Raw genomic sequence first — 20,751 nt, forward strand, 5'->3', positions numbered from 1 at the left:
CGTCCAGCCGTAGAAAAGACGGGACGGATGCTCGCAAGGCATTGAAGCGGAACGGGGCGGGGCAGCCATGCGGTGCTGTCCCGGATTCATCGCTTGCGCGGTGCGTTCATCTGTTGTTAGCCACCGCGTGCTATGTGTGCGTTCCGCCCCATGGCCCGCCAGGCGCTTGCGGCCTCCGCGATCCTGGCGATGCTCGGCGCCGGCACCCTCCCGGCGTTCGCGCAGCGTGCCCCTGACCCCAGCCCCGCCCCACGGCTGCGCGCGGCCCATCTGCCGCAGCCCCTCGCGCCCACCGACGCGCAACGGCTGCGCCGCGCCTTCGAGGCCCAGGCCCGCGGGGATCTGACCAGCGCCAACCGCGAGATCGAGCGGCTGGAGGACCGGCGCCTCTTCGGCCATCTGCTCGCCGACCGGCTGCTCCGGCCGGGCGCGGAGCCCACCCCCCATGCCCTGCAGGCCTGGCTCGCCGAATTCGCGGACCATCCCGACGCGCCGGCCATGCACGAGGCGCTGCTGCGCCGCCTGCCGCGCGGGGCCGCCGCCCCGCCGCCCCCGGCGCCGGGCGAGCCGCTGGAGCCTCTGCCCGAGCTGCTGCCCGAGGAGCGCCCGCCCAGCGGCGCCTCGCTGGTGCGCCAGCCCGCCCTCGACCGCGCCGTGGCGGCGCGGCTCTCCGAGGGGCAGGTCGATGCGGCGCTCGGCCTGATCGCGGCGGCCCGCAACGTCACTCCCGCCTACGGGGCGCAGCTCCGCGCCGAGATGGCGCAGGCGCTGTTCCGCCAGGGCCAGGACGAGGAGGCGCTGCGCCTCGCCCTGGAGGCGCTGCGGCTCGATCGGCTGAACCCGGTGGCGGCGCATCAGGCGGGGCTCGCCGCCTTCGCCCTCGCCCGCTACGAGCCGGCGCTGCACCATTTCGAGCGCGCGGCGCAGAGCGAGCGCGCCTCCCCCGCGCTGCGCGCCGCCGCGGCCTACTGGACGGCCCGCGCCGCCGTGCGCGCCCGCCGCCCCGCCCAGTATGTGCCCTGGATGCTGCAGGCGGCGCAGGAGCCGCGGACCTTCTACGGCATGATCGCCCGGCGCAATCTGGGCCTGCCGTCCGGCCTCTCCTGGGACCGCGACGTGGCGCTCGGCACCCATGCCGGCGCGCTCGCCGAGACGGCGGGGGGCTGGCGGGCGCTCGCGCTGCTCCAGATCGGCCAGGACGCCCGGGCCGAGGCGGAGCTGCGCCTGCTGCACCGCCGCGCGCGCAACAACCCGCCGGTGGTGCAGGGCATCCTCGCCGTCGCGCAGGCGCGCGGCATGACGGGGCTGGCGGCGGCGGTGGCGAGCGCGCTGCCGGCCGAGGAGCTGCGCGGGCGCGACGACGCCCGCTTCCCGCTGCCCACCCTGCTGCCGCCCCAGGGCTTCCGCATGGACCCCGCCCTGCTCTACGCGCTCGCCCTGCAGGAAAGCCGCTTCAACCCCGAGGCCGTCTCGCCCGCCGGGGCGCGCGGCCTGCTGCAGATCATGCCCGCGACCGCGAGCTATGTGGCGGGCGATCCCTCGCTGCGCGGCGCCGGGGCGCAGCGGCTGCACGAGCCGGGGCTCTCGCTGGAGATCGGCCAGCGCTACCTCCACTACCTCGCGCGGCACGAGGCGGTGCAGGGCGACCTGATCCGCCTGCTCGCCGCCTACAATGCGGGGCCGGGCAATGTGGCGCGCTGGCTGCCGGCGGCGCAGCGCCGGCAGGATCCGCTGCTGTTCATCGAGAGCATTCCGCTCGCCGAGACGCGGCTTTTCGTCCAGCGCGTGCTGACCTTCTCCTGGATCTACGCCAACCGGCTGAACCTGCCCGCACCCTCGCTGGACGCGCTGGCCAGCGGCTATTTCCCCGGCTTCCCGGACGTGGAGGAGGTGACGGCCATGTTGCGTCTGCGCCCGGTTCGCTTCAACTAGCGCCCATGCCGATAGACCCGAGCCGGACCTTCGTGCCGGTGAACATCGCCCTGCTGACCGTCTCCGACACGCGAGACCTCGCTTCCGACCGCTCGGGGGATGCGCTGGCCGAGCGCATCGCCGCCGCCGGGCATCGCCTGGTGGACCGCGGCATCGTGAAGGATGAGGCCGCGCTGATCGAGGCGAAGCTGCGCGGCTGGATCGCGGACCCCGAGGTGGATTGCGTCATCACCACCGGCGGCACCGGCATCACCGGCCGCGACGTGACGCCCGAGGCCTTCGCCCGCGTGCTGGAGAAGGAGATCACCGGCTTCGGCGAGCTCTTCCGCATGCTGAGCTACCAGAAGATCGGCACCTCCACGATCCAGTCCCGCGCCATCGGCGGGGTCGCGGGCGGGACCTACCTCTTCGCCCTGCCGGGCAGCACCGGCGCGGTGAAGGACGCCTGGGACGACATCCTGCTCTACCAGCTCGACGCGCGGCACCGCCCCTGCAACCTGGTGGAGCTGATGCCGCGGCTGCAGGAGCATCTGAAGTAGCGGCGCTCAATCCGGGCGGATGTCGTTCTCCCGGATCACGCGGCCCCAGGTCTCGATCTGCCGGTCGAGGAAGGCGGCGAAACCCGCGGGCCCCTCGTTGCGCAGCTCGATGCCCATGATGGTCGTCAGCCGTTCGCGCACCTCGGGCACCTCGGTAGCCTTGCGCGCGGCCGCCTCCATGCGCGCGAGGATGGGCTGGGGCGTGCTGGCGGGGGCGAGCATGCCCCAGAAGGCCTCGGCCTCCACCCCGGGCAGCCCGGCCTCGGCCATGGTCGGGACATCGGGCAGGGCGGCGCGGCGGCGCGGGCCCAGCACGGCCAGCGGCCGCAGCACGCCCTGGCGCAGATGCTCGACGAAGATGGTGCCCGTGGCGGCCACGAGATCCGTCTCGCCCGCCATGGCCGCGGTGGCGAGCGGCCCGCCGCCGCGATAGGGCACATGGGTCAGCGAGAAACCGCCCACCCGCTGCGCCAGCACCATGCCCAGATGCGCGAGGCTGCCATTGCCGATGGTGCCGTAGCTCAGCCGGTCCGGCTGGGCGCGGGCGGCGGCCGCCACCTCCTGCATGGTCCGCCAGGGGCGGCTGCGGTGCGTCAGCAGCATGTTCGGCGCGGTGCCGAAGAGCAGGATGGGCGCGAGGTCCCGCCGCGTGTCGAAGCCCATGTTGGGCTGCAGGGTGGGGTTGGTGGCGTGGGTGTCGAAGACGAGCAGGAAGGTCTGCCCGTCCGGCGCGGCGCGGGCCACCTGGGCCGTGCCCAGCGCGCCCGAGGCGCCGCCGCGGTTCTCGATCACCACCGGCGCGCCGATCTCGGCCGAGATGGGCTGCTGGATCAGCCGCGCCAGCGTGTCCACGCTGCCGCCGGGGGGGAAGGGCACCACGAGGCGCACCGGCCCCGCGGGCCAGGATTGCGCGAGGGCGGGGGCGGCGAGCGTGGCGAGCGCGCCCGCGCCGAGGCTGCGGCGGGTCAGCATCCTTGTTTCCTCCCGATGTCGTTGCGGGAGGCATAGCGCGGCGCGGCCGCCGGGCGCCAGGGTATCAGCGCGGCGCGGGGTTCTCGCGCGCCCGGGCGGCGCTCAGCGCGCGGCGGATGTCCTGCTCGCATTTCGCGAGCTCGGCTTCGGCGGCGCGGCGCTGGGCCTTGGCCTCGTCGGCGATGCGCAGGGAATCCTCGATGGTGCCCACGAGCGCGGCGTTGGCCTGCTTCACCGCCTCGATGTCGAAGCTGCCGCGCTCCAGCTCGCGCCGGGCCTCGGCGTTGCCGCGGCGCAGCGTCTCGGCATTGGCGGTGAGCAGGGTGTTGGTCAGGTCGGTCGCGGCCTTCACGGCCTGGCCGGCCTCGCGCATGCGGTGGATGGCGAGCGCCTGGGCGAGCTGCTGGCGCCAGAGCGGCACGGTGTTGGCGAGCACCGACTGGATCTTGGCCGCCAGCGCCTTGTCGTTCTCCTGGATCAGCCGGATCGAGGGCAGCGCCTGCATCGCCACCTGGCGGGTGAGGCGCAGGTCGTGCACGCGGCGCTCCAGCTCGTCGCGTGCGGCGCGGGCGTCGCGCAGGGCCTGCGGGGCGAGGGGGTCGCTCTCCCGCGCGGCGGCGGCCTCCAGCGCGGGGATCAGCTCGGCGTCGGTGCGGGCCAGCACGCGCTGGCCGGCCTCGATGTGGTCCGCCAGCGCGTGGAACCAGTCGAGCGTGGCGGCGTAGAGGCGCTCCAGCCGCTCCACATCCTCGAGCAGCTTGGTGCGGTGGGTGTCCAGCCGGTCGCCGATCTCCTCGACCTGGGCGCGCACCCCCTCGTAGCGCTGGGTGATGGCCGCGACCTCGGCGCCGGCGCGGGTGAAGAGGCGCTGGAAGAAGCCGGGCTTCTCGGCGAGGGTGGTGACGTCGAAGCCCTTCAGCGCCGCGAGCATGGCCGAGAGGGTGGCGCCCGCCTCGCCCGTCTCCCGGTTCTGCGCGCCTTCCAGCATGGCGTCGGCGGCCGCCTGGGCGCGGGACTGCGCGGCGGCGCCGAAGCGCAGGATGGTGCCGGGGTCCTTGAGGTCGATGGCGGCGGCGAGGCGCTGCACCTCCTCCTCGCGCGCGCCTTCCAGGGCCTGTTCGCTCATCCTCGATCCCTTCTCTCGCCGCGGGCGATGGCGCGGGCGCGTGTCACAGCCCCTCCTGCCGCAGCCGATCGGACAGCACCTTCACCTGGATGTCGAGCGCCTCGCTTTCCGCCTCGCGGAGCTGGGCGCGCAGCCGGCGCGCGGCGGCGGCGAGCTCGGCCAGCAGCGGGGGCAGGGTCTCGGGGGGGGTGGCCCCGGCCTCCAGCCGCTCGACGATGCGCGCGAGCCCGTCCACCTGCACGGCGAGGAAGCGCCGCGCCTCGGAGAGCCGGGCGGGGCGCAGGGCGAGGTCGTCGATCACGCCCTGCATCGCGCCCGCCGCCTCGATCAGCAGCGCGGCGTGGGGCAGGTGCGGCGCGGCGGCCAGCACGCGCGAGAGCTGGGCGCGCGGCCCGGCCAGCGGGTCATTGGCCGGCGGGGCGGCGGGGGAGGGGGCGGGCTCGGGCGGGGGCTCGTGCCGGGCGAGATCGGCCGTCAGCAGCCGGACGCCGAAATAGGCCCCGAAGCCGAGCGCGACCGCGAAGGGCGGGAAGACCTTGGCGGCGAGCCCGGCGGCGAGCCCCGCCGCCACCCCGAACAGCACCGCGCCGGCCTTGAGGTCGCCCCGCTGGCCGCGGGCCATGCGCGCCGCGGCCATCCAGGCCAGAACGAGGCCCAGCACGCCGCCGGCGAGCCGTGCCGGGTTCCCGCGGAACAGCTCGATCACCACGTCCAGCGCCAGGGGCCAGAAGAACAGCGGCAGCAGCCAGACGCGCCAGCCGAAGACGGGGCCGCGGCGCTCCTCGCCACGCTCCTCGGGGCGGTTCTCCCGGCGCTCCTCGCGGCGCTGGTCCTTCCAGGCGCGCTTCTGCTCCTTCCAGGCGCGGCGCGCCTCCTCCCAGCCCGCCATCAGCGGAACAGGGCCACGAAGGCCGGAAGCCAGGCGCAGAGGGCCAAAAGGCCAAGCCCCAGCACCACCCGCACCGCCACCGGCGCCGAGGCGAGGGGGAAGGAAGGGCCGCCGGCGGGCGGGGGTGTCGGGCGCATGGGAGCGATCTGGGCGCTTCGGGATGCCGGCGCAAGCGCCGCGGGGGGAGGGGTGGGGGCAGGGCATGTGAACGCCGTCAACATCGGCCTGAAGATGGCGTGCCCCGCGCCCCGCGTCAAGCCGGCCCGTCTCAGAACCTCTGCGTGAAACCGAGCCGGCTGACGAAGCCATGCGCCCCGCCCGTCGCCCGCTCGCCCGCGTTGACCGCGTACTGGTAGCCGAGGTCGAGCCCGAAGCCCCAGCCGATCTCCCGCCCGACCGTCGCCTCGACCCAGCGGCGGGTCGGCACGGGGTTCGCCTCGCGCCGCCGCTCATCCACCTGCCAGAGCAGCGTGGCGCGCCAGGGGCCATGGAGGGTCTGCACGCCCAGGGTGGAGAAGCGCCGGCGCTCGCCCACGGCCAGGGTCTCGCCCGTCTCCTCGAGGCTTTCCAGCGGGCGGCCGCCGGCGTTGCGGAACTCCACGAACTCGCCGAAGGCGAGGCTCCGCCAGCCCGGCGCCCAATCGAGGCTCCAGCGCGCGCCGAGCGCATAGCCCCACTCGCGCGCCGTGCCGTCCCTCCCCGGCCCGCGCGTGACCATGGCCGCGTGGTAGGTGAAGCCCGGCAGCAGCGGCATCCGGTCCCCGTCCAGCGCGAGGGCGGCATTGTCCAGCCGCCCCGTGTTGCCGGCACCCCCCTGCGCCAGCCGGTTGCGGTCGAAGCGCTCGAAGCCCTCGGCGCAGCAGCGGCGGCGGGTGAGGAGGGTGTTCGACAGGGGCGAGGTGTCGAGGGTGAAGAGGGCCGCCGAGACATCGTGCTCGCCGAAGCGCGCGTCGGAGAGCCAGGTGAGCGTCCCGCCCAGGCCGAGGGATTCGCGGATCAGATAGGCCTCATGCGCGCGGTAGCGGGCGAAGGCGCCCGGGAAGGCGTGGTGCCCGTAGCCGAAGGGCGCGCTGAACTTGCCGGCGAAGAGGCGCAGCCGCTCCGTGGCGCGCCAGTCGAGGAAGAGGCTCTCCAGATAGGCCGCCTGGCGGCGGAAGCCGATGTCCGTGCCGTTCGGGAGCGGCTCGCCCGCCGGCTCGATGTGCAGCAGCGCCTGCAGCGAGAGGGCGGGCGAGAGGTGCAGCCCCGCCGCCAACTCGCCGAAGAGGAAGCTGCGGCTGCCGCGCTGGGTGCGGTCCCGCCCGCCGGGCTGGGCGAGGGTGAGCAGGCCGAGATCGAGCTCGCCGCTGAGCTGCGGGAAGGGGCCCGCGGCCGGGGGCGATTGCGCGGCGGCCGGGGCGGCGGCGAGCAGCGCGGCCAGCGCCAGGGCCGCGCGGCGCATCAGGCCCCCTCCTTCATGGCGGCGACCATGAGCGCGACATTGTGGCGCATCATCGCCTCGTAGCTCGCGGCCGGCCCGTCCGGGGCCGAGAGCGCGTCGGCGTAGAGGCGGCCGCGCACCCGCACCCCCGCCTCGCGCGCCAGGCGCTCCAGCACCGCCTGGCTTCCCTGGCCCTCCAGGAAGACGGCGGTGAGGTTCTCGGCCCGCACCTGGCGGATCAGCCGCGCCACCGCGGCGGCGGAGGGCTCGGCCTCCGCGCTCACCCCCTGGGCGGCGAGGAAGGTGACGCCATAGGCGTCGCCGAAATAGCCGAAGGCGTCATGGGTGGTGAGCACCTTGCGCCGGGCGGGCGGGACTGTGGCGATCTCGGCGCGGATCCAGGCGTCCAGCGCCTCCAGCCGGCGCAGGAAGGCCTCGGCGGCGGCCTGGTGCGCCTCGGCCCCGGCGGAGTCCATGCGCGCGAGCCCGGCGGCGATGGCGCGGACATAGTGCTGGGCGAGGCGCACATCCTGCCAGGCGTGGGGGTCCGCCACGCGGCGCGGGCCGGCGGCGTGCTGGGTGCGGCGCTCGGCCCCGCCATGGTGGTGATGATGATGGTGGTGGTGCGCCTCCATGCTGCGCGGCGTGATCCCGTCCGTGACGGTGAGCATGGGCGCGGCGCGCTGCCCGGCGGCGGCGCGGGCCAGCCGGTCGAACCAGGCGTCGAAGCCCAGCCCGTTGCGCACCAGCAGCGCCGCCTCGCGCAGCGCCTGGGCGTCGGTGGGGCGGGGCTGGAAATGGTGGGAGTCCACCCCCGGCCCGGCGATGACGCGCAGGGCGATCCGCGCGCCGCCGACCTGCTGCACGAGGTCGCCGAGGATGGAGAAGGAGGCCACCACCACCGGCGGCCCCGCCTGGGCCGCGGCGCGGCGGGGGGCGAGGGCGAGGAGCGGGAGGGCGAGGAGGGGGCGGCGCGGGGTCATGTTATGATATAACTTACCTGGAGCGCCTCCGCCCCGCAAGCCGCCGCGCGCGCGGTGGCCGGATGACGCCACCCGCCCTCGCCGCGTCACTCCGGTCGGATTCACGCCATGGCTGCTTCCCGCCAGGCGCGATCCGCTCTAACCCGCCGCCCGCCGTGCCGGCGCATAGCCCGGCACCGGCAGCCCCGGCCGCGGCCCGCGCCAGAACAGCACCGCCACCAGCGGGATCATCCAGGCCACCCGCGCCTGGTAGCGCGGGAACACGCCCGAGAGCGCGCCCGTGGCCAGCGCATTGCCCGCCACGCCCACCAGGATGGCGAGCAGCAGCCCCAGCGCGCGCGGCCGCGCCGCCGCATGCCAGCGCGCCCAGGCCAGCAGCGCGAAGGGGGTGGCGGCGAGCAGCGCCAGCGGGTGCAGCCAGGCCACGGCGGCCCCCAGCGCCGCCAGCCGCCCCCGCTGCTGCAGCGCCGCATCGTGCCGGCGCAGCTCGGCGGGCGGGAAGCCCTCGGCGATGCGCGGGCGCACCACCTTGGTCGTGTCCGGATTCGCCAGCGTGTCGCCGATGCGCGTGGTGGTGAGCTGGCGCAGGAAGTTGTGCAGCCCCTGCAGGGCCACGGTCAGCGGCTCGCGCCGCAGCGTCTCGGCGACGATCTCCCGCGCCTCGGGCGAGAGCCGGGCGCCGCCGAGGAAGATGGGCGTGCCGTCGGCCTCGCGGTTCACCGGGCTGTCGGGGTGCCAGAGGAAGGCGTCCGAATGGGTGGGCAGCCGGTCGAGGAAGGCGCAGAGATGCCAGCCCGCCTCCGGGCAGCGCGCGGCGAGGGTGCGCGCCGCCGGCCCGTCCACCAGCAGCCGGGCCAGCAGGAAGGTGCTGCCATGCGGCGAGAGGGCGAGCCGCCCATGCCCCACCGCATTGGTCGCGAGGATCAGCCCCGCCGCCCCCAGCAGCGGCAGCGCCGCCCGCCCCGCCACCCCCCAGCCCGCGCGCATCAGCCCGGCCAGCACCAGCAGGGCGAAGAGCACCGGCAGGTTGGACAGGTGCGAGGCCGCCGCGACCGGGGCGAGCAGCAGCAGCCAGGCGCGCTCGCCCCGGCTCAGCGTCTCCCAGCCCCAGGCGAGCAGGGCGGTGGCGAGGATGGCGGCCGGCGTCAGCGCATCGGGCATGATGAGCGAGACGGACCAGGGCAGGGCGGTGAACAGCGCGAGCCCTGCGCAGAGCAGCAGATGCCGCCCCGGCCCCGCCCGCCCCAGCGCCCGCGCCAGCAGCCAGACCAGGTGCGAGAGGATGAGCGCCTGCGCCGCCGCCGTGCCCCAGAGCGTGACGTGCTGGTGGAACAGGAAGGCGAAGGGGCCGTAGATCCAAGGCTTGTCCCAGATCATCAGCGGCACGACGGTCTGCGCCAGGAAGGCGCCCGTGTCGGTGAACAGGATGGGGTAGCCGTTCGCCAGCGCGGGCCAGAGGAGGAGCAGCGCGCCCCCCGCGATGGCGGCCAGGGCGGTCATGCCAGCAGCCGCTGTTCTCGATCCGTGGAAAGGCGGCGCGGCCGCTGGCATGCCGCCGTTTTGGCACGCCGCCGCCCCCCAACCCGGCGTGCGCGATACGTCCGGCCAGCCGGCCGGCCGTATCAGCCGGCCGTCCTGGTCCACCGGGCCGCCGCGTCCTCGTCCGATTCGCGCGCCTCGACCCAGCGCGGCGGCCCCTCGCGCGGCTCCTCGCGCTTCCAGAAGGGCGCCTTGGTCTTGAGCCAGTCCATCAGGAAGGCGCAGGCCTCCAGCGCCGCCTGGCGATGGGCGCTGGCTGTGAGCACGAGCACGATGGGCTCGCCGGGCGTGAGGCGGCCGACGCGATGGATCACCGTGCAGCCGGTGAGCGGCCAGCGCGCCATGGCCTGCTCGGCGATGCGCGCCAGCGCGCGCTCGGTCATCGCCGGGTAGTGCTCCAGCACCATGGCGGCCAGCCCGTCATCCACCCGGCAGATGCCGGTGAAGGAGGCGAGCGCGCCGATGTCCGTCCGCCCCGCCGTCAGCGCCGCCATCTCGGCCGCCACGTCGAAGGGGGCTTCCTGCACGCGGATGGAGGGCATGCTCAGCCGCCGGTGACGGGAGGGAAGAACGCCACCTCGTCGCCCTCCGCCACGGGGTGGTCGGGCCCGGCGAAGTCGAGGTTCACGGCGCAGCGCACCCCCTTGCCGGGCGCCAGCGCCTCGGCATGGGCGGGGCTGAGCGTGGCGAGATGCCCCATCAGCGCGCCCACCGTGGCGATGCCGGGGGGCAGCGTCACCTCCTCCTCGGCGCGGCCGAGGCGCTCGCGCAGCCAGGCGAAGTAGAGGATCTTCATCGGCTCAGCGCGGGCTGGGCACCTGGCGCGGCGGTTCGCCCGGGGTGAGCAGGGTGGTCGTCCCGCCCTCACGCACCGCGAGGCCCGCGCCCTGGGGCGAGAGGGTGCTCTGCACCCGGCCCGCGCCGCCGGTGGTGACCACGGGGCCCGAGGGGGTCGGGATCGCCTGGCCGTCGCTGCGCGGCATCGCGGCGGGGGCGGCGGCCGGGGCCGCCTCGAAGCGCGGCATGCGCCCGATCCCGGCGCGCGGCGGCTCCAGCAAATCGGGCGCGGTGGAGGCGCCGGGCGCGCGGCGCGGGGCGGTGCCGCGCAGCACCTCCTCCGGGTCGGCCAGCGTGGCGCGCGGGGCCTCCTGGGGGGGCCAGATCGAGCCGGGCTCGGGCTGCAGCGTCTCGGGCGCGGTGGCCACGCGGCCGCGCACGCGCTGCACGGTCAGGCTTTCGGAGGGGATGTCCACCCGGCTCCCGCCCCATTGCGGGCCGAAGCTGAAGGCCCCGAAGGCCGGCGCGGGCAGGCGCGGCCCCTGCAGATCGGCGCAGGCGCCGAGAGCCAGAAGCAGCCCGATCCCGAGCCCCCGCCCCGCCGCGCGCCGCCGCCGCCACACGCCCTGAAGCCCTGCCGTCATCGTCCGCACCATTCTTCCGTTGCGCCGCAAGATGCGCCCTCCCGGTCCGCGTCTCAAGGCGGCGAGAGGCGGCCCGGCTCGGCGGCGCCCTCCTTGCCGCCGGCGTGGCGCAGCCCGGCCACCCAGTAGTCCCAGCCCGTGACGAGCGTCAGCCCCGCCGCCGTCCAGAGCATGATCTCGCCGATCAGCCCCACGGGCAGCACGCCGAGGCCGAGCGCCGCCGCCCCGCTATCCCCCGCCAGCAGCGTGCCGAGCGCGCCCATCTGGAACCCCGTCTTCCACTTGGCGAGCCGCGTGACCGGCAGCCCGACGCGCAGCCCCGCGAGATATTCGCGCAGGCCGGAGACGAGGATCTCGCGCAGCATGATGACGATGGCGGGCAGCAGGGCGAGGTCGTTCAGCCGGTCGAAGCCGGCGAGCAGCATCAGCGCCGCGCCGACCAGGAGCTTGTCGGCGATCGGGTCCAGCATGCGGCCGAAATCGCTGGTGATCTGCCGCTCGCGCGCGATCTTGCCGTCGAAATAATCGGTGATGGCGGCGGCCGAGAACACCACGCAGGCCGCCATGTCGCCCCAGGGCGTCTGCAGCGCCACGAGCAGCACGAGCAGCGGAATGGCGAGAATCCGCGAGACCGTGAGCAGGTTGGGGAGGTCGAGGGGCACGCGCCTATGTAGCTTGCCCCGCCCCGGGATGAAAATGCTGGTGAATCCGCCGCGCCAGGGCGGGGCCGATGCCCGGGCAGTTGGCCAGATCGCTCTCGCCCGCCTGGCGCACCCCGCGCGCGGAGCCGAAATGGTTCAGCAGCCGCCGCTTCACCGCCGGCCCCACGCCCGGGATGTCGTCCAGCTCGGAGGTGGTGAGCCGCCTGGCCCGGCCCGCGCGGTGCGCGCCGATGACGAAGCGGTGCGCCTCGTCGCGCAGCCGCTGCAGGTGGTAGAGCACCGGATCGCGCGGCGGAAGCTGGAAGGGCGCGCGGCCGGCCATGTGGAACCACTCGCGCCCCGCATCCCGGTCCGGCCCCTTGGCGATGGCGACCAGCGGGATGTCCTCGAGGCCCATCTCCTCCAGCACGGCGCGCGCGGCCGAGAGCTGGCCGGCGCCGCCGTCGATCAGCACCAGGTCCGGCCAGTTCTCGCCCTGCCGCGCGGGGTCCTCCTTCAAGGCGCGCTCGAAGCGGCGGGTCAGCACCTCGCGCAGCATGGCGAAATCGTCCCCGGGCTTGGCCTCGCGGATCGCGAATTTGCGGTAGGCGGATTTCACGAAGCCCTGCGGGCCGGCCACGATCATCGCGCCATAGGCGCTCGTCCCCATGATGTGGCTGTTGTCGTAGACCTCGACGCGGCTCGGCGCCTCGGGAAGGTCGAAGACGCGCGCCACGCCCTCCAGCAGCGCTGCCTGGGCGGTGGATTCGGCGAGGCGGCGCTCCAGCGCCTCGCGCGCATTGGTCTCGGCATGCTCCACCACGGCGCGCTTCTCGCCGCGCTGCGGGCGGTGCAGCTCCACGCGGCGGCCGGCCTTGAGCGAGAGCGCCTCGGCGATCAGCGCGGCCTCGGGCGGCTCATGGCTGGTCAGCACCAGGGGCGGGGGCGGCAGCTCGTCGTAGAGCTGTGCGAGGAAGCTCGCCATCACCTCCTCGGGCGCGATGTCGGTCCTCGAGTGGGTGAGGAAATAGGGCCGGTTGCCGTTGTTGCGCCCGCCGCGGAAGAAGAACACCTGCACGCAGGACTGCCCCGCCGCCATGTGCAGGGCCACCACATCGGCGTCGCCCACGCCTTCGAGGTTCACGCGCGAACTGCCCTGCACATGGGTCAGGCCGCGGATGCGGTCGCGCAGCGCGGCCGCGCGCTCGAACTCCAGCGCGGCGGCGGCCTGTTCCATCTCGGCGGCCAGGCGCTTCTGGATGGAGGGCGTCTCGCCCGCCAGGAACTGCTTCGCCTCGGCCACCAGCGCGGCATACTCCTCGCGCCCGATGCGCCCGACGCAGGGGGCGGAGCAGCGCTTGATCTGGTGCAGCAGGCAGGGCCGGTCGCGGCTGTCGAACACCGTGTCGCGGCAGGTGCGCAGCAGGAAGACGCGCTGCAGCGCCGTGATGGTCTGGTTCACCGCCCAGACGCTGGCGAAGGGGCCGTAGTAGCTGGCGCCCTTGCGCCGCTCGCCGCGGTGCTTGGCGATCTGCGGGAAGGGGTGGTCGTCGCTGACCATCAGCCAGGGGTAGGATTTGTCGTCGCGCAGGACGATGTTGAAGCGCGGCCTGAGGCGCTTGATGAGGTTCGCTTCGAGCAGCAGCGCCTCGGCCTCGGAGGCGGTGGTGATCACCTCGATGCGGCGCGTCTCGAACACCATGCGCCGCAGCCGCTCGGGCAGGCGGGAGAGCTGCGTGTACTGCGCCACGCGCCGGCGGATGGCGCGCGCCTTGCCGACATAGAGCACATCGCCCTTGCCATCGAGCATGCGATAGACGCCGGGCGAGAGCGGCAGGCCGGGCAGCGCGGCCTCGAACACCGCAAGGCCGGAGGCGGGGGCCTCCTCGGGCGCGGGGGATTCCTGTTCCTCCATGGCGTGTGGTTAGAGCATCAGGGGCGGTGGCGGGAACGGCTTCGGGCCGCTCACCATGCCAGCGCATGGCATGAAGAGCCCGGCGCTGCTGCACCTGCGAACTGTCCACGGAATCTGTGGATAACCCTGTGGGCGAGGCGATGGGCTTCGCCAGGGACGCGGCGTTTCACCACGGCTTCGCTCGTTCTGCCCACGGATTGCGCAACGAGCCAAGTCGTTGATTTTGCGAGATTCGCCATCCGGGCAACTGTCCAATTGCGGCATCATCATGAAGAAAGTGTTGACATCGCAGGACGTTCGCCGCGCCGAACAGGGCCGGTGGATGATTTTCGCCGCCGCGCGCCGGATAGGGATTGACTCGCCCGCTCAGCCGCGCCGGCGCTCGACCGTCACGCCCACGGACGCGGCGTCATGGAAGGCGTCCGGCTTCTCGATCGTGACACGGGCGCTGACCACGCGGGAATCCTCCAGCGCCTCCATGGCCAACCGTTCCGCCAGCGTCTCCACCAGCAGCACATGGCCCTGGGCCACCGCGGCCCGGGCGGCGTGCACGAGGCGCTCGTAGTCCACCACGCGGGCGAGATCGTCCTCGCCGATGTCGGGGCCCGAATCCTCGGCCGCGAGGTCCATGTGGATCACCACGCGCTGGGGCGCGATCTTCTCGTGCGCGTGGACGCCGAGCCTCGCCTGGAGCTCGAGCCCGCGGACGAAGACATGGCGCAGGCGGGGCGGCGTGGTCATGCCGCCCGATAGCATGCGGCCGGGCGCGGCTTCACTCCCCCTGCGGCCGGGCTGTCATTCCTCCGGCGCGGATGCCGCCCCGGCCGGCGCCCATTGCAGGTGCTGCCCGCCATCGAGGCAGAGAATCTGCCCCGTGACGCTGGGCAGGGCGAGCAGGGCGAGCAGCGCGCGCGCCACCTCCTCCGGGCTCGTGCCGCGCTGCAGCGGCACCGAGCGGCATTGGCGGTCGAACTGCTCCTGGCTCTGCCGCGACGAGGGCAGGGCGGGGCCGGGCCCGATGCCGAAGACCCGGATGCGCGGCGCGAGCGCCAGCGCCAACTGCTGCGTCAGCGCCCAGAGCGCGGCCTTGGAGACGGTGTAGGTGACGAAATGCGGCGTGAGGGAGAGCACGCGCTGGTCGAGCAGATTGGCCACCACCCCCTCCGCCCCGGCGGGAAGCCGCGCGGCGAAATGCTGCGTCAGCACGAAGGGGGCGCGCAGGTTGGGCTCCAGGTGGTGGTCCCAGCTCGCGCGGGTCGCGTCGTGCCATTCGTCGCGCGTGAAGGTGCTGGCGTTGTTCACCAGCACGCCGAGCGGGCCGAGCCCCGCCTCCGCCTGACCGAGCAGCGGCTGCACCTCCTCCTCGCGCGCGAGATCGGCCGCGAGCACCTGGGCGCGGCGGCCCATGGCGCGCAGCTCCGCGGCCAGCGCCTCGCCCTCGGCGCGCGAGGCATGCACGTGCAGCGTCACGTCGAAGCCCGCCTGGGCGAGGGCGCGGGCCATCGCCGCGCCGAGGCGCCTGGCGCCCCCGGTGACGAGGGCGTGGCGGGGAATGGTCTTGGGGATCGGGAAGCTCATGGCCCGCCGCCAGATGGGGGCGAAGCGGCCGCGCGCAACCGCATCATGGCCGCGAGCGCCTCATCCCCGGCCGAGCCGCCGCTCCGCCCAGGCCCAGAGGGCGAGGCCGGGCAGGTAGAGCGCGAGCTCGCGCAGGCGCCGCACCAGGGCGAGGGCGAGGCTCACCTCCGCCCCCAGCCCCATCAGCGCGCCCACGCCGAGGTAGCCCGCCTCGATGACGCCAAGCCCCCCCGGCACGGCGAAGGCGAAGGCGGCCACCGCCTGCACCAGCGCCTCGATCGCCAGCGCCTCCAGGAAGGAGACGGGCTGGCCCAGCAGCCACAGCGCGATCCAGATCTGCAGCGCGCCCAGGATGTTGGCCGCCATCTGCCAGGCGAAGCTGCAGGCCAGCAGGCGCGGGTTGCGCCAGGCCCGGCGCAGATAGCCGTCGATGCGGCGCGAGCCCTCGGCGAAGCCCGCGATCCGCCCCTGGCTCACCCGCGCGAGCCAGGAGGAGAGCCGGCCGAAGGCGCGCGCGTTCTGCACCGCGATGAAGGGTGCGGCCAGCAGCGCCCCGCCCAGCACGACGCCCAGCGTCGCCATCCAGCCCAGGGTGCGCCCCGTCGCCATCAGCAGGGCGAGGCCGAGCAGCGCGAAGCCGAGCTGCGCCAGCACCGAGAGCCCCATGTCGATCAGCAGCGAGCCCGCCGCCGGGCCCGGCCCCATGCCGCGCGCCCGCAGCAGCCGGTAGCAGGCCAGCTCGCCGCCCACCCGCCCCACCGGCAGCAGCGTGTTCACGCTCTCCCGGATCAGGGTGAGTTCCAGGATCGCGCCCATGTGCGGGCGCTGCGCGCCGGGCATGGCCAGCGCCCAGGCCCAGCCATTGGCCGCCATGAACAGCCCATGCGCCGCCACCACCAGCAGCAGCCCCGCCCCGGCCGAGGCGAGAAGCGCCGCGATCTCGGCCAGATCCTGCTGCGCCACCAGCCAGAGGGCGAGGGCGAGCCCCGCGAGCGCCAGCAGCCATCCGAGCCGGTTCACGGCCAGAGCATGGCGCGGTAGCCGCCGCGCGGCGTCCCGACCAGGGCCTCGCGCGCGGCGGGATCGGTCAGCGCGGCGAGTTCCGCGACATGCGCGTAGCCCGCCCCGCCGCCGCCGAAACCGTCGCGCGCGGCGGGGTGGAAGTAGAGCTCCGTCACCCCCTCCGGCAGCAGCGGGATCAGCGCGTTCAGCCGCGCGGCGGTGAAATGGCCTGACCAGGAATAGCCGAAGACCCGATCCGGCGCGCGCAGCCCCCAGTTGGCGGCGCGCCGGCGCAGCACCCGGCACCAGGGGCCGAGCGCCCATTCGGCGACCGGATCGCCCGCGGGGTCGGCGGCGCGGCGGATCGCCTGCGGCTCATGCGGCAGGCGGATGCAGCGCACCCCCGCCCCGGCCGCCGCCTGCATCAGCGCCGCGGCGATCTGCGGGTGCAGGTGGTAGTGCTTGTGCGCGTTCACATGGTCGCAGACGAGGCCGGTGGCCGCGAAACGCGCCATCTGCGCCGCGACCTCGGCGTGCAGCTCCGCCTGGGCGGCGGGCGAGAGGGCCAGCAGCACGCCCAGCGCGTGCATGTCGTCGCGGAAGCGGCCGTTCTTCTGCACGAGCGAGGGGATCTGCGCCGGCGGCAGCACCGGGTGGCCGTCGGTCAGCGTCAGATGCAGGCCGACGGCGAGGCCGGGGTTGGCGCGGGCGATGCGCACCGCCTCCTCCACCCCCGCCTCGCCCATCATCAGCGAGGCGGCGGTGAGCAGCCCCTCGCGATGGGCGCGCTCGACGCCCTCGTTGACGGCGCTGTGCAGGCCGAAATCATCGGCGGTGAAGATCAGGCGGCGCATGGCGCGCCGGGTTGTGTCAGGCAGCGGGGTGTTCCGCAATCGGCGGCGCGGCGCCGCTGTTGTCCACGCTCACCGGCACCTCGAAGAAGCGCACATCCGGCTCGCTGCCGTATTTGGCGGTGACGCGCGCGCGCCACTCGGCCCCGTGCCCCGCCTCGGCGGCGGCGCGGCTTTCCCAGAGATAGCAGCCACCGGCCTCGGCATGGCCGGGCAGGGCGCGGAAGACGTAGTGCTTGCGGATGAGGCCGGGCAGCGCGACGTATTTCGGCGCCGTGTCGCGGAACATCGCCGCGGCCTCTTCGCGCGTCAGCGTGGCCGGCATGCGGAAGGTGACGAGGGCGAGGATCACGGGCGCGCCCCTTCGCCTCAGGCGGCGCGCGCCTTCGCGCGCTCGCGCAGGAAGCCGAAGAACTCCACCCCCTCGCGCAGGCGCCGCACCAGCATCTGCCGGTCGCGGATCATCTCGCCGCAGATCGCCGCGATCTTGGGCGCGCGGAAGTAGAAGCGCCGGTAGAAGGTCTCGACGCTGTCGAAGATTTCCTGGTGCGTCAGGTGCTGGTAGGCGAGCGGGGCGATCTGCACGCCATGCGCGTCCACATAGTCGGTGTTCGCGGTGTCGAGCCAGCCCTCCCGCGCCGCCTGCTCGTAGAGGAAGGTGCCGGGATAGGGCGCGGCGAGGCTCACCTGGATGGTGTGCGGGTTGGTCTCGATGGCGAAGCGGATCGTCTCCTCGATCGTCTCCTTCGTCTCGCCGGGCAGGCCGAGGATGAAGGTGCCGTGGATGGCGATGCCGAGCTCGTGGCAGTCCTTGGTGAAGCGCCGCGCCACCTCGACGCGCATGCCCTTCTTGATGTTGTGCAGGATCTGCTGGTTGCCGCTCTCGTAGCCCACCAGCAGCAGGCGCAGCCCGTTGTCGCGCATCACCTTCAGCGACTCGCGCGGCACATTGGCCTTGGCGTTGCAGGACCAGGTGACGCCCATCTTCCCGAGGCCGCGGGCGATCTCCTCCGCGCGGGGAAGGTTGTCGGTGAAGGTGTCGTCGTCGAAGAAGATCTCCTTCACGTCCGGGAAGGCGTGGCGGATGTAGCGGATCTCCTCCAGCACATGCGCGACGCTGCGCGTGCGGTAGCGGTGCCCGCCCACCGTCTGCGGCCAGAGGCAGAAGGTGCAGCGGCTCTTGCAGCCGCGGCCCGTGTAGAAGCTGATGTAGGGGTGCTTCAGGTAGCCGATGAAGTATTTCCGGTGGTCGAGGTCGCGCTTGTACACCTCGGAGACGAAGGGCAGCGCGTCCATGTCCTCGAGGATGGGGCGGTCCTCGTTGTGGACGATCGCGCCCTCGGCGTTGCGGTAGCTGAGGCCCTTGATGGAGGCGAGGTCGCGCCCCTCGGCGGCCTCCTTCACCGTGAAGTCGAACTCGTTGCGCGCCACCCAGTCCACCACCGGCGCGTCGCGCAGGCTCTCATGCGCCTGCACCGCGACCTTGGCGCCGATCATGCCGATCTTCATGGCCGGGTTCGCGGCCTTCAGCGCCTCGGCCACGTTCACGTCCGAGGCGAAGGAGGGGGTGGAGGTGTGCAGCACGCACAGGTCGTAGTCCCGCGCCATGGCGGTGACGTCGGCCAGCGTCTGGTTGTGGGGCGGCGCGTCCACCAGCTTGGAGCCGGGCACCAGCGCCGCGGGCTGGGCGAGCCAGGTGGGGAACCAGAAGCTCTTGATCTCGCGCCGCGCCTGGTAGCGCGCGCCCGCGCCGCCGTCGAAGCCGTCGAAGGAGGGGGCCTGGAGGAACAGGGTGCGCATCATCGCGAAGCGGCTTCCTTCGCCGTGGAGGAACCGGTGGGGGCGGGGGCGGCCACGATCCGCCCGCCCGCCCGCAGGAGGAGGCGCCGGCCCTGCCAGACCACGCCCCCCGGATAAAGAGCCGTGGCCCAGACCGCGAAGGAAAGCAAGTCGCGGATGGGCAGCCAGGCGAGAAAGCCCCAGCCGCGCTCCCCGCCCGCCAGGTTCACCCGCCGCGCCAGCGCCGCCCGCGCCGCGAAGGCCGCCCCCAGCACGCCGAGCGCCGCAAGGCCCGGGGCCAGGGCCAGGGCCAGCAGCGCCCAGGGAATCGGGTTGGTGAGGGCGAGCCCCACATGGCTCCAGGGCCGCAGGATGCGCGTGGTGCGCGCCCAGCGCAGCTCATGCGCCCAGAGGGCGGCGAAGCTCTCCTCGCCCATCACATGGCCGGGCAGCAGGGGCGGCACCACCACCTGCAGCCCCGCCTCGCGCACCGCCTCGCCCAGCGCATGGTCATCGGCCAGCACGTCGAGCAGCCGCTCGAAGCCGCCGATGCGCGCCAGCGTCTCCGCCCGCAGCGCCATGGTGGCGCCATAGCAGCCATCCGCCTGGCCGATCGTCTCGCCCAGCGCCGCGCTGGGCAGGAAATGCCAGTTCACCCCGGCCGCGGCGAGGCGCGACCAGGGCGAGCCATCCGCCGGCACGCCGAGGTAGAGGCAGGTGACGAGTCCCACCCGCGGATCGGCCAGCGGGGCGGTGACGGCGGTGAGCCATTGCGGCGGGCAGTCCATGTCGGAATCCACCGCCACCAGCACCGGATGCCGCGCCTCGGCCGCGAGATGCACGAGCTGGCTGACCTTGCGGTTCTCGCCCAGGATGGCGGGGCGCACCAGCACCCGCGCCTGCGGCGCCCCGGCGAAGGCGGCCTCGGCCACCGGGCGGGCGGGGTCATCGGCGCGGGCGACGGCGCAGAGCAGCTCCCACTCCGCGTCATGGCGCTGCGCGAGGCTGGTGGCGAGGCAATGCGCCAGCCGCGGCTCCGCCCCGTGCAGCGGCTTGAGCACGCTCGCCGGCAGGGCGGGGCCCGAGGGCCAGGGGCGGGATAGGAACTTGCGGAACGCGGCGCGCGCATAGAGGGCCTGGGCCGCGCCCGCCACCGCCAGCATGCCCGCCGCCACGGCCAGGAACAGCACCACCTTCGCCTCGCACCCTTCGCACCTGCTGCCCGAATACGGTATTTTCAGCCGTGTGAAACTCCCCCTCCGCCCGCCCTCCCTGCTCCTGCTCGCCGCGCTCGCGGCCTGCGCGGGCCCCGCCGCGACCGACCCGAGCGACCCCTTCGAGGCGACCAACCGCCAGGTGCTCGAGTTCAACGAGAGCGTGGACCGCGCCGTGATCCGCCCGCTGGCGGAGGCCTATCGCGACGCGGTGCCCGCCCCGGTGCGCACCGGCATCCGCAATGCGGTGAACAACCTGAACGAGCCGGTGATCCTGGCGAACAACCTGCTCCAGCTCCGCTTCCTCGACGCGGGGCACACGCTGATGCGCTTCTACCTCAACAGCACCGTGGGGCTGCTCGGCGTGCTGGACATCGCGACCCCCGCCGGCATCGAGCGCCGCACCGGGGATTTCGGGCAGACTCTCGCGGCCTATGGCGTGCCGGACGGGCCCTTCCTGATGCTGCCGCTCTTCGGCCCCACCAACCTGCGCGACGCGATCGGCGACGGGGTGGACTCGGCGGCGAACCCGGTGGGCTTGCTCTCGGGCCATGTGCTGCGCCCCGTGGCGGGGCAGCTCTTCGGCGCCGGGCGCGGGGCGCTGGGCGGGCTCACTCTGCGCACCGACAATCTCGAGACGCTGGATGCGCTGCGCGCCGAAAGCCTCGACTTCTATGCCCGGCTGCGCAGCGTGGTGCAGCAGCGGCGCGACGCGCAGCTCGGCCGCAGCTCCGACCGGGGCGAGGGGCTGGTGACGCTCGACGATCCGGGCGCGGGGCCCGGCGGCGATGCGCCCGGCGGGGCGGCGGCCGCCATCGCCCCCGGCCCGGCCGAGCGCGCCCTCACCGGCCAGGGCCCGGGCCCCGGCGTGGTGGAGATCACCCGCGGCTGGGCGCAGGAGGTGCTGCGCCGCGCGGACCCCGCCGCCCCGCGCTGACAGGGGCGGGGCG

Annotated in this window: 22 protein-coding genes; 3 read left to right on the forward strand and 19 right to left on the reverse strand. The window is 74.3% G+C overall.

The genetic code is table 11. The features are described 5' to 3' along the window. Positions 1-150 precede the first annotated feature (150 nt). Both H596_RS19835 and moaB read left to right on the forward strand, forming a co-directional pair. On the forward strand, positions 151-1,932 hold the full coding sequence (locus tag H596_RS19835; protein WP_051212290.1) for a lytic transglycosylase domain-containing protein: 1,782 nt from the start codon (positions 151-153) through the stop codon (positions 1,930-1,932). A 5-nt stretch (positions 1,933-1,937) separates the two neighbouring features. Continuing rightward, positions 1,938-2,471: a molybdenum cofactor biosynthesis protein B gene (moaB, locus tag H596_RS0103185; RefSeq protein ID WP_027283670.1), complete on the forward strand. Its 534-nt coding sequence runs from the start codon at positions 1,938-1,940 to the stop codon at positions 2,469-2,471. Positions 2,472-2,477: 6 nt separating this feature from the next. Here moaB and H596_RS0103190 read toward each other — a convergent pair whose 3' ends face one another. From H596_RS0103190 to hpnI, 19 genes are all read right to left on the reverse strand, one after another. Then, positions 2,478-3,443 (reverse strand): tripartite tricarboxylate transporter substrate binding protein, encoded by a 966-nt coding sequence (locus tag H596_RS0103190; protein ID WP_027283671.1) that lies wholly within the window; start codon positions 3,441-3,443, stop codon positions 2,478-2,480. Between the two features lie 64 nt (positions 3,444-3,507). Further along, positions 3,508-4,569, reverse strand: a complete 1,062-nt coding sequence (locus H596_RS0103195) for a toxic anion resistance protein (RefSeq protein WP_051212291.1) — start codon at positions 4,567-4,569, stop codon at positions 3,508-3,510. Between the two features lie 43 nt (positions 4,570-4,612). Continuing rightward, positions 4,613-5,458 carry a hypothetical protein gene (locus H596_RS0103200; protein ID WP_027283673.1) on the reverse strand — a complete coding sequence of 282 codons (846 nt, stop codon included), beginning with the start codon at positions 5,456-5,458 and terminating at the stop codon, positions 4,613-4,615. Continuing rightward, positions 5,458-5,595, reverse strand: a complete 138-nt coding sequence (locus tag H596_RS23725; protein ID WP_156910016.1) for a hypothetical protein — start codon at positions 5,593-5,595, stop codon at positions 5,458-5,460. The genes H596_RS0103200 and H596_RS23725 overlap by 1 nt, the downstream gene beginning before the upstream one ends. 131 nt (positions 5,596-5,726) lie before the next feature. Then, positions 5,727-6,899: a hypothetical protein gene (locus H596_RS0103210; protein WP_027283674.1), complete on the reverse strand. Its 1,173-nt coding sequence runs from the start codon at positions 6,897-6,899 to the stop codon at positions 5,727-5,729. Further along, on the reverse strand, positions 6,899-7,861 hold the full coding sequence (locus H596_RS0103215) for a metal ABC transporter solute-binding protein, Zn/Mn family (RefSeq protein WP_027283675.1): 963 nt from the start codon (positions 7,859-7,861) through the stop codon (positions 6,899-6,901). The genes H596_RS0103210 and H596_RS0103215 overlap by 1 nt, the downstream gene beginning before the upstream one ends. A gap of 138 nt (positions 7,862-7,999) precedes the next feature. Then, the gene (locus H596_RS0103220) at positions 8,000-9,361 is read right to left on the reverse strand and encodes a hypothetical protein (RefSeq protein WP_156910017.1); all 1,362 of its coding nucleotides are present in this window, start codon (positions 9,359-9,361) and stop codon (positions 8,000-8,002) included. Positions 9,362-9,483: 122 nt separating this feature from the next. Next, entirely contained in the window at positions 9,484-9,942 is a 459-nt protein-coding gene (locus tag H596_RS0103225; RefSeq protein WP_027283677.1) for a molybdenum cofactor biosynthesis protein MoaE, read from the reverse strand. Positions 9,943-9,944: 2 nt separating this feature from the next. After that, entirely contained in the window at positions 9,945-10,196 is a 252-nt protein-coding gene (gene moaD / locus H596_RS0103230; protein WP_027283678.1) for a molybdopterin converting factor subunit 1, read from the reverse strand. 4 nt (positions 10,197-10,200) lie between these two features. Further along, entirely contained in the window at positions 10,201-10,821 is a 621-nt protein-coding gene (locus H596_RS0103235) for a hypothetical protein (RefSeq protein WP_027283679.1), read from the reverse strand. A gap of 53 nt (positions 10,822-10,874) precedes the next feature. Next, positions 10,875-11,483: a CDP-diacylglycerol--glycerol-3-phosphate 3-phosphatidyltransferase gene (gene pgsA, locus H596_RS0103240; RefSeq protein ID WP_027283680.1), complete on the reverse strand. Its 609-nt coding sequence runs from the start codon at positions 11,481-11,483 to the stop codon at positions 10,875-10,877. 4 nt (positions 11,484-11,487) lie between these two features. Continuing rightward, positions 11,488-13,377, reverse strand: a complete 1,890-nt coding sequence (uvrC, locus tag H596_RS0103245) for an excinuclease ABC subunit UvrC (RefSeq protein ID WP_027283681.1) — start codon at positions 13,375-13,377, stop codon at positions 11,488-11,490. Positions 13,378-13,743: 366 nt separating this feature from the next. After that, positions 13,744-14,118 carry a dihydroneopterin aldolase gene (gene folB, locus H596_RS0103250; RefSeq protein ID WP_245583945.1) on the reverse strand — a complete coding sequence of 125 codons (375 nt, stop codon included), beginning with the start codon at positions 14,116-14,118 and terminating at the stop codon, positions 13,744-13,746. Between the two features lie 54 nt (positions 14,119-14,172). Next, positions 14,173-14,955, reverse strand: coding sequence for an SDR family oxidoreductase (locus H596_RS0103255; protein ID WP_037299821.1), 783 nt, complete (start codon positions 14,953-14,955; stop codon positions 14,173-14,175). Between the two features lie 60 nt (positions 14,956-15,015). Further along, positions 15,016-15,975, reverse strand: coding sequence for a lysylphosphatidylglycerol synthase domain-containing protein (locus tag H596_RS0103260; RefSeq protein ID WP_027283684.1), 960 nt, complete (start codon positions 15,973-15,975; stop codon positions 15,016-15,018). After that, positions 15,972-16,811 (reverse strand): hopanoid biosynthesis-associated protein HpnK, encoded by an 840-nt coding sequence (gene hpnK / locus H596_RS0103265; RefSeq protein WP_027283685.1) that lies wholly within the window; start codon positions 16,809-16,811, stop codon positions 15,972-15,974. The genes H596_RS0103260 and hpnK overlap by 4 nt, the downstream gene beginning before the upstream one ends. A gap of 16 nt (positions 16,812-16,827) precedes the next feature. Then, on the reverse strand, positions 16,828-17,160 hold the full coding sequence (locus H596_RS0103270; protein ID WP_027283686.1) for a YdhR family protein: 333 nt from the start codon (positions 17,158-17,160) through the stop codon (positions 16,828-16,830). Positions 17,161-17,177: 17 nt separating this feature from the next. Continuing rightward, entirely contained in the window at positions 17,178-18,611 is a 1,434-nt protein-coding gene (hpnJ, locus tag H596_RS0103275) for a hopanoid biosynthesis associated radical SAM protein HpnJ (protein WP_211225239.1), read from the reverse strand. Then, complete coding sequence (gene hpnI / locus H596_RS0103280) at positions 18,608-19,777, reverse strand: bacteriohopanetetrol glucosamine biosynthesis glycosyltransferase HpnI (RefSeq protein WP_156910018.1); 1,170 nt, start codon at positions 19,775-19,777, stop codon at positions 18,608-18,610. Before hpnI ends, hpnJ begins: the two co-directional genes overlap by 4 nt. On the opposite strand from hpnI, the gene H596_RS19840 reads away from it, so the two are divergent. Then, complete coding sequence (locus H596_RS19840; RefSeq protein ID WP_051212293.1) at positions 19,749-20,738, forward strand: MlaA family lipoprotein; 990 nt, start codon at positions 19,749-19,751, stop codon at positions 20,736-20,738. The genes hpnI and H596_RS19840 overlap by 29 nt on opposite strands. Positions 20,739-20,751 lie beyond the last annotated feature (13 nt).

Origin of the sequence: Rubritepida flocculans DSM 14296 (assembly GCF_000425365.1) — a bacterium.
Lineage (GTDB): Bacteria > Pseudomonadota > Alphaproteobacteria > Acetobacterales > Acetobacteraceae > Roseococcus > Roseococcus flocculans.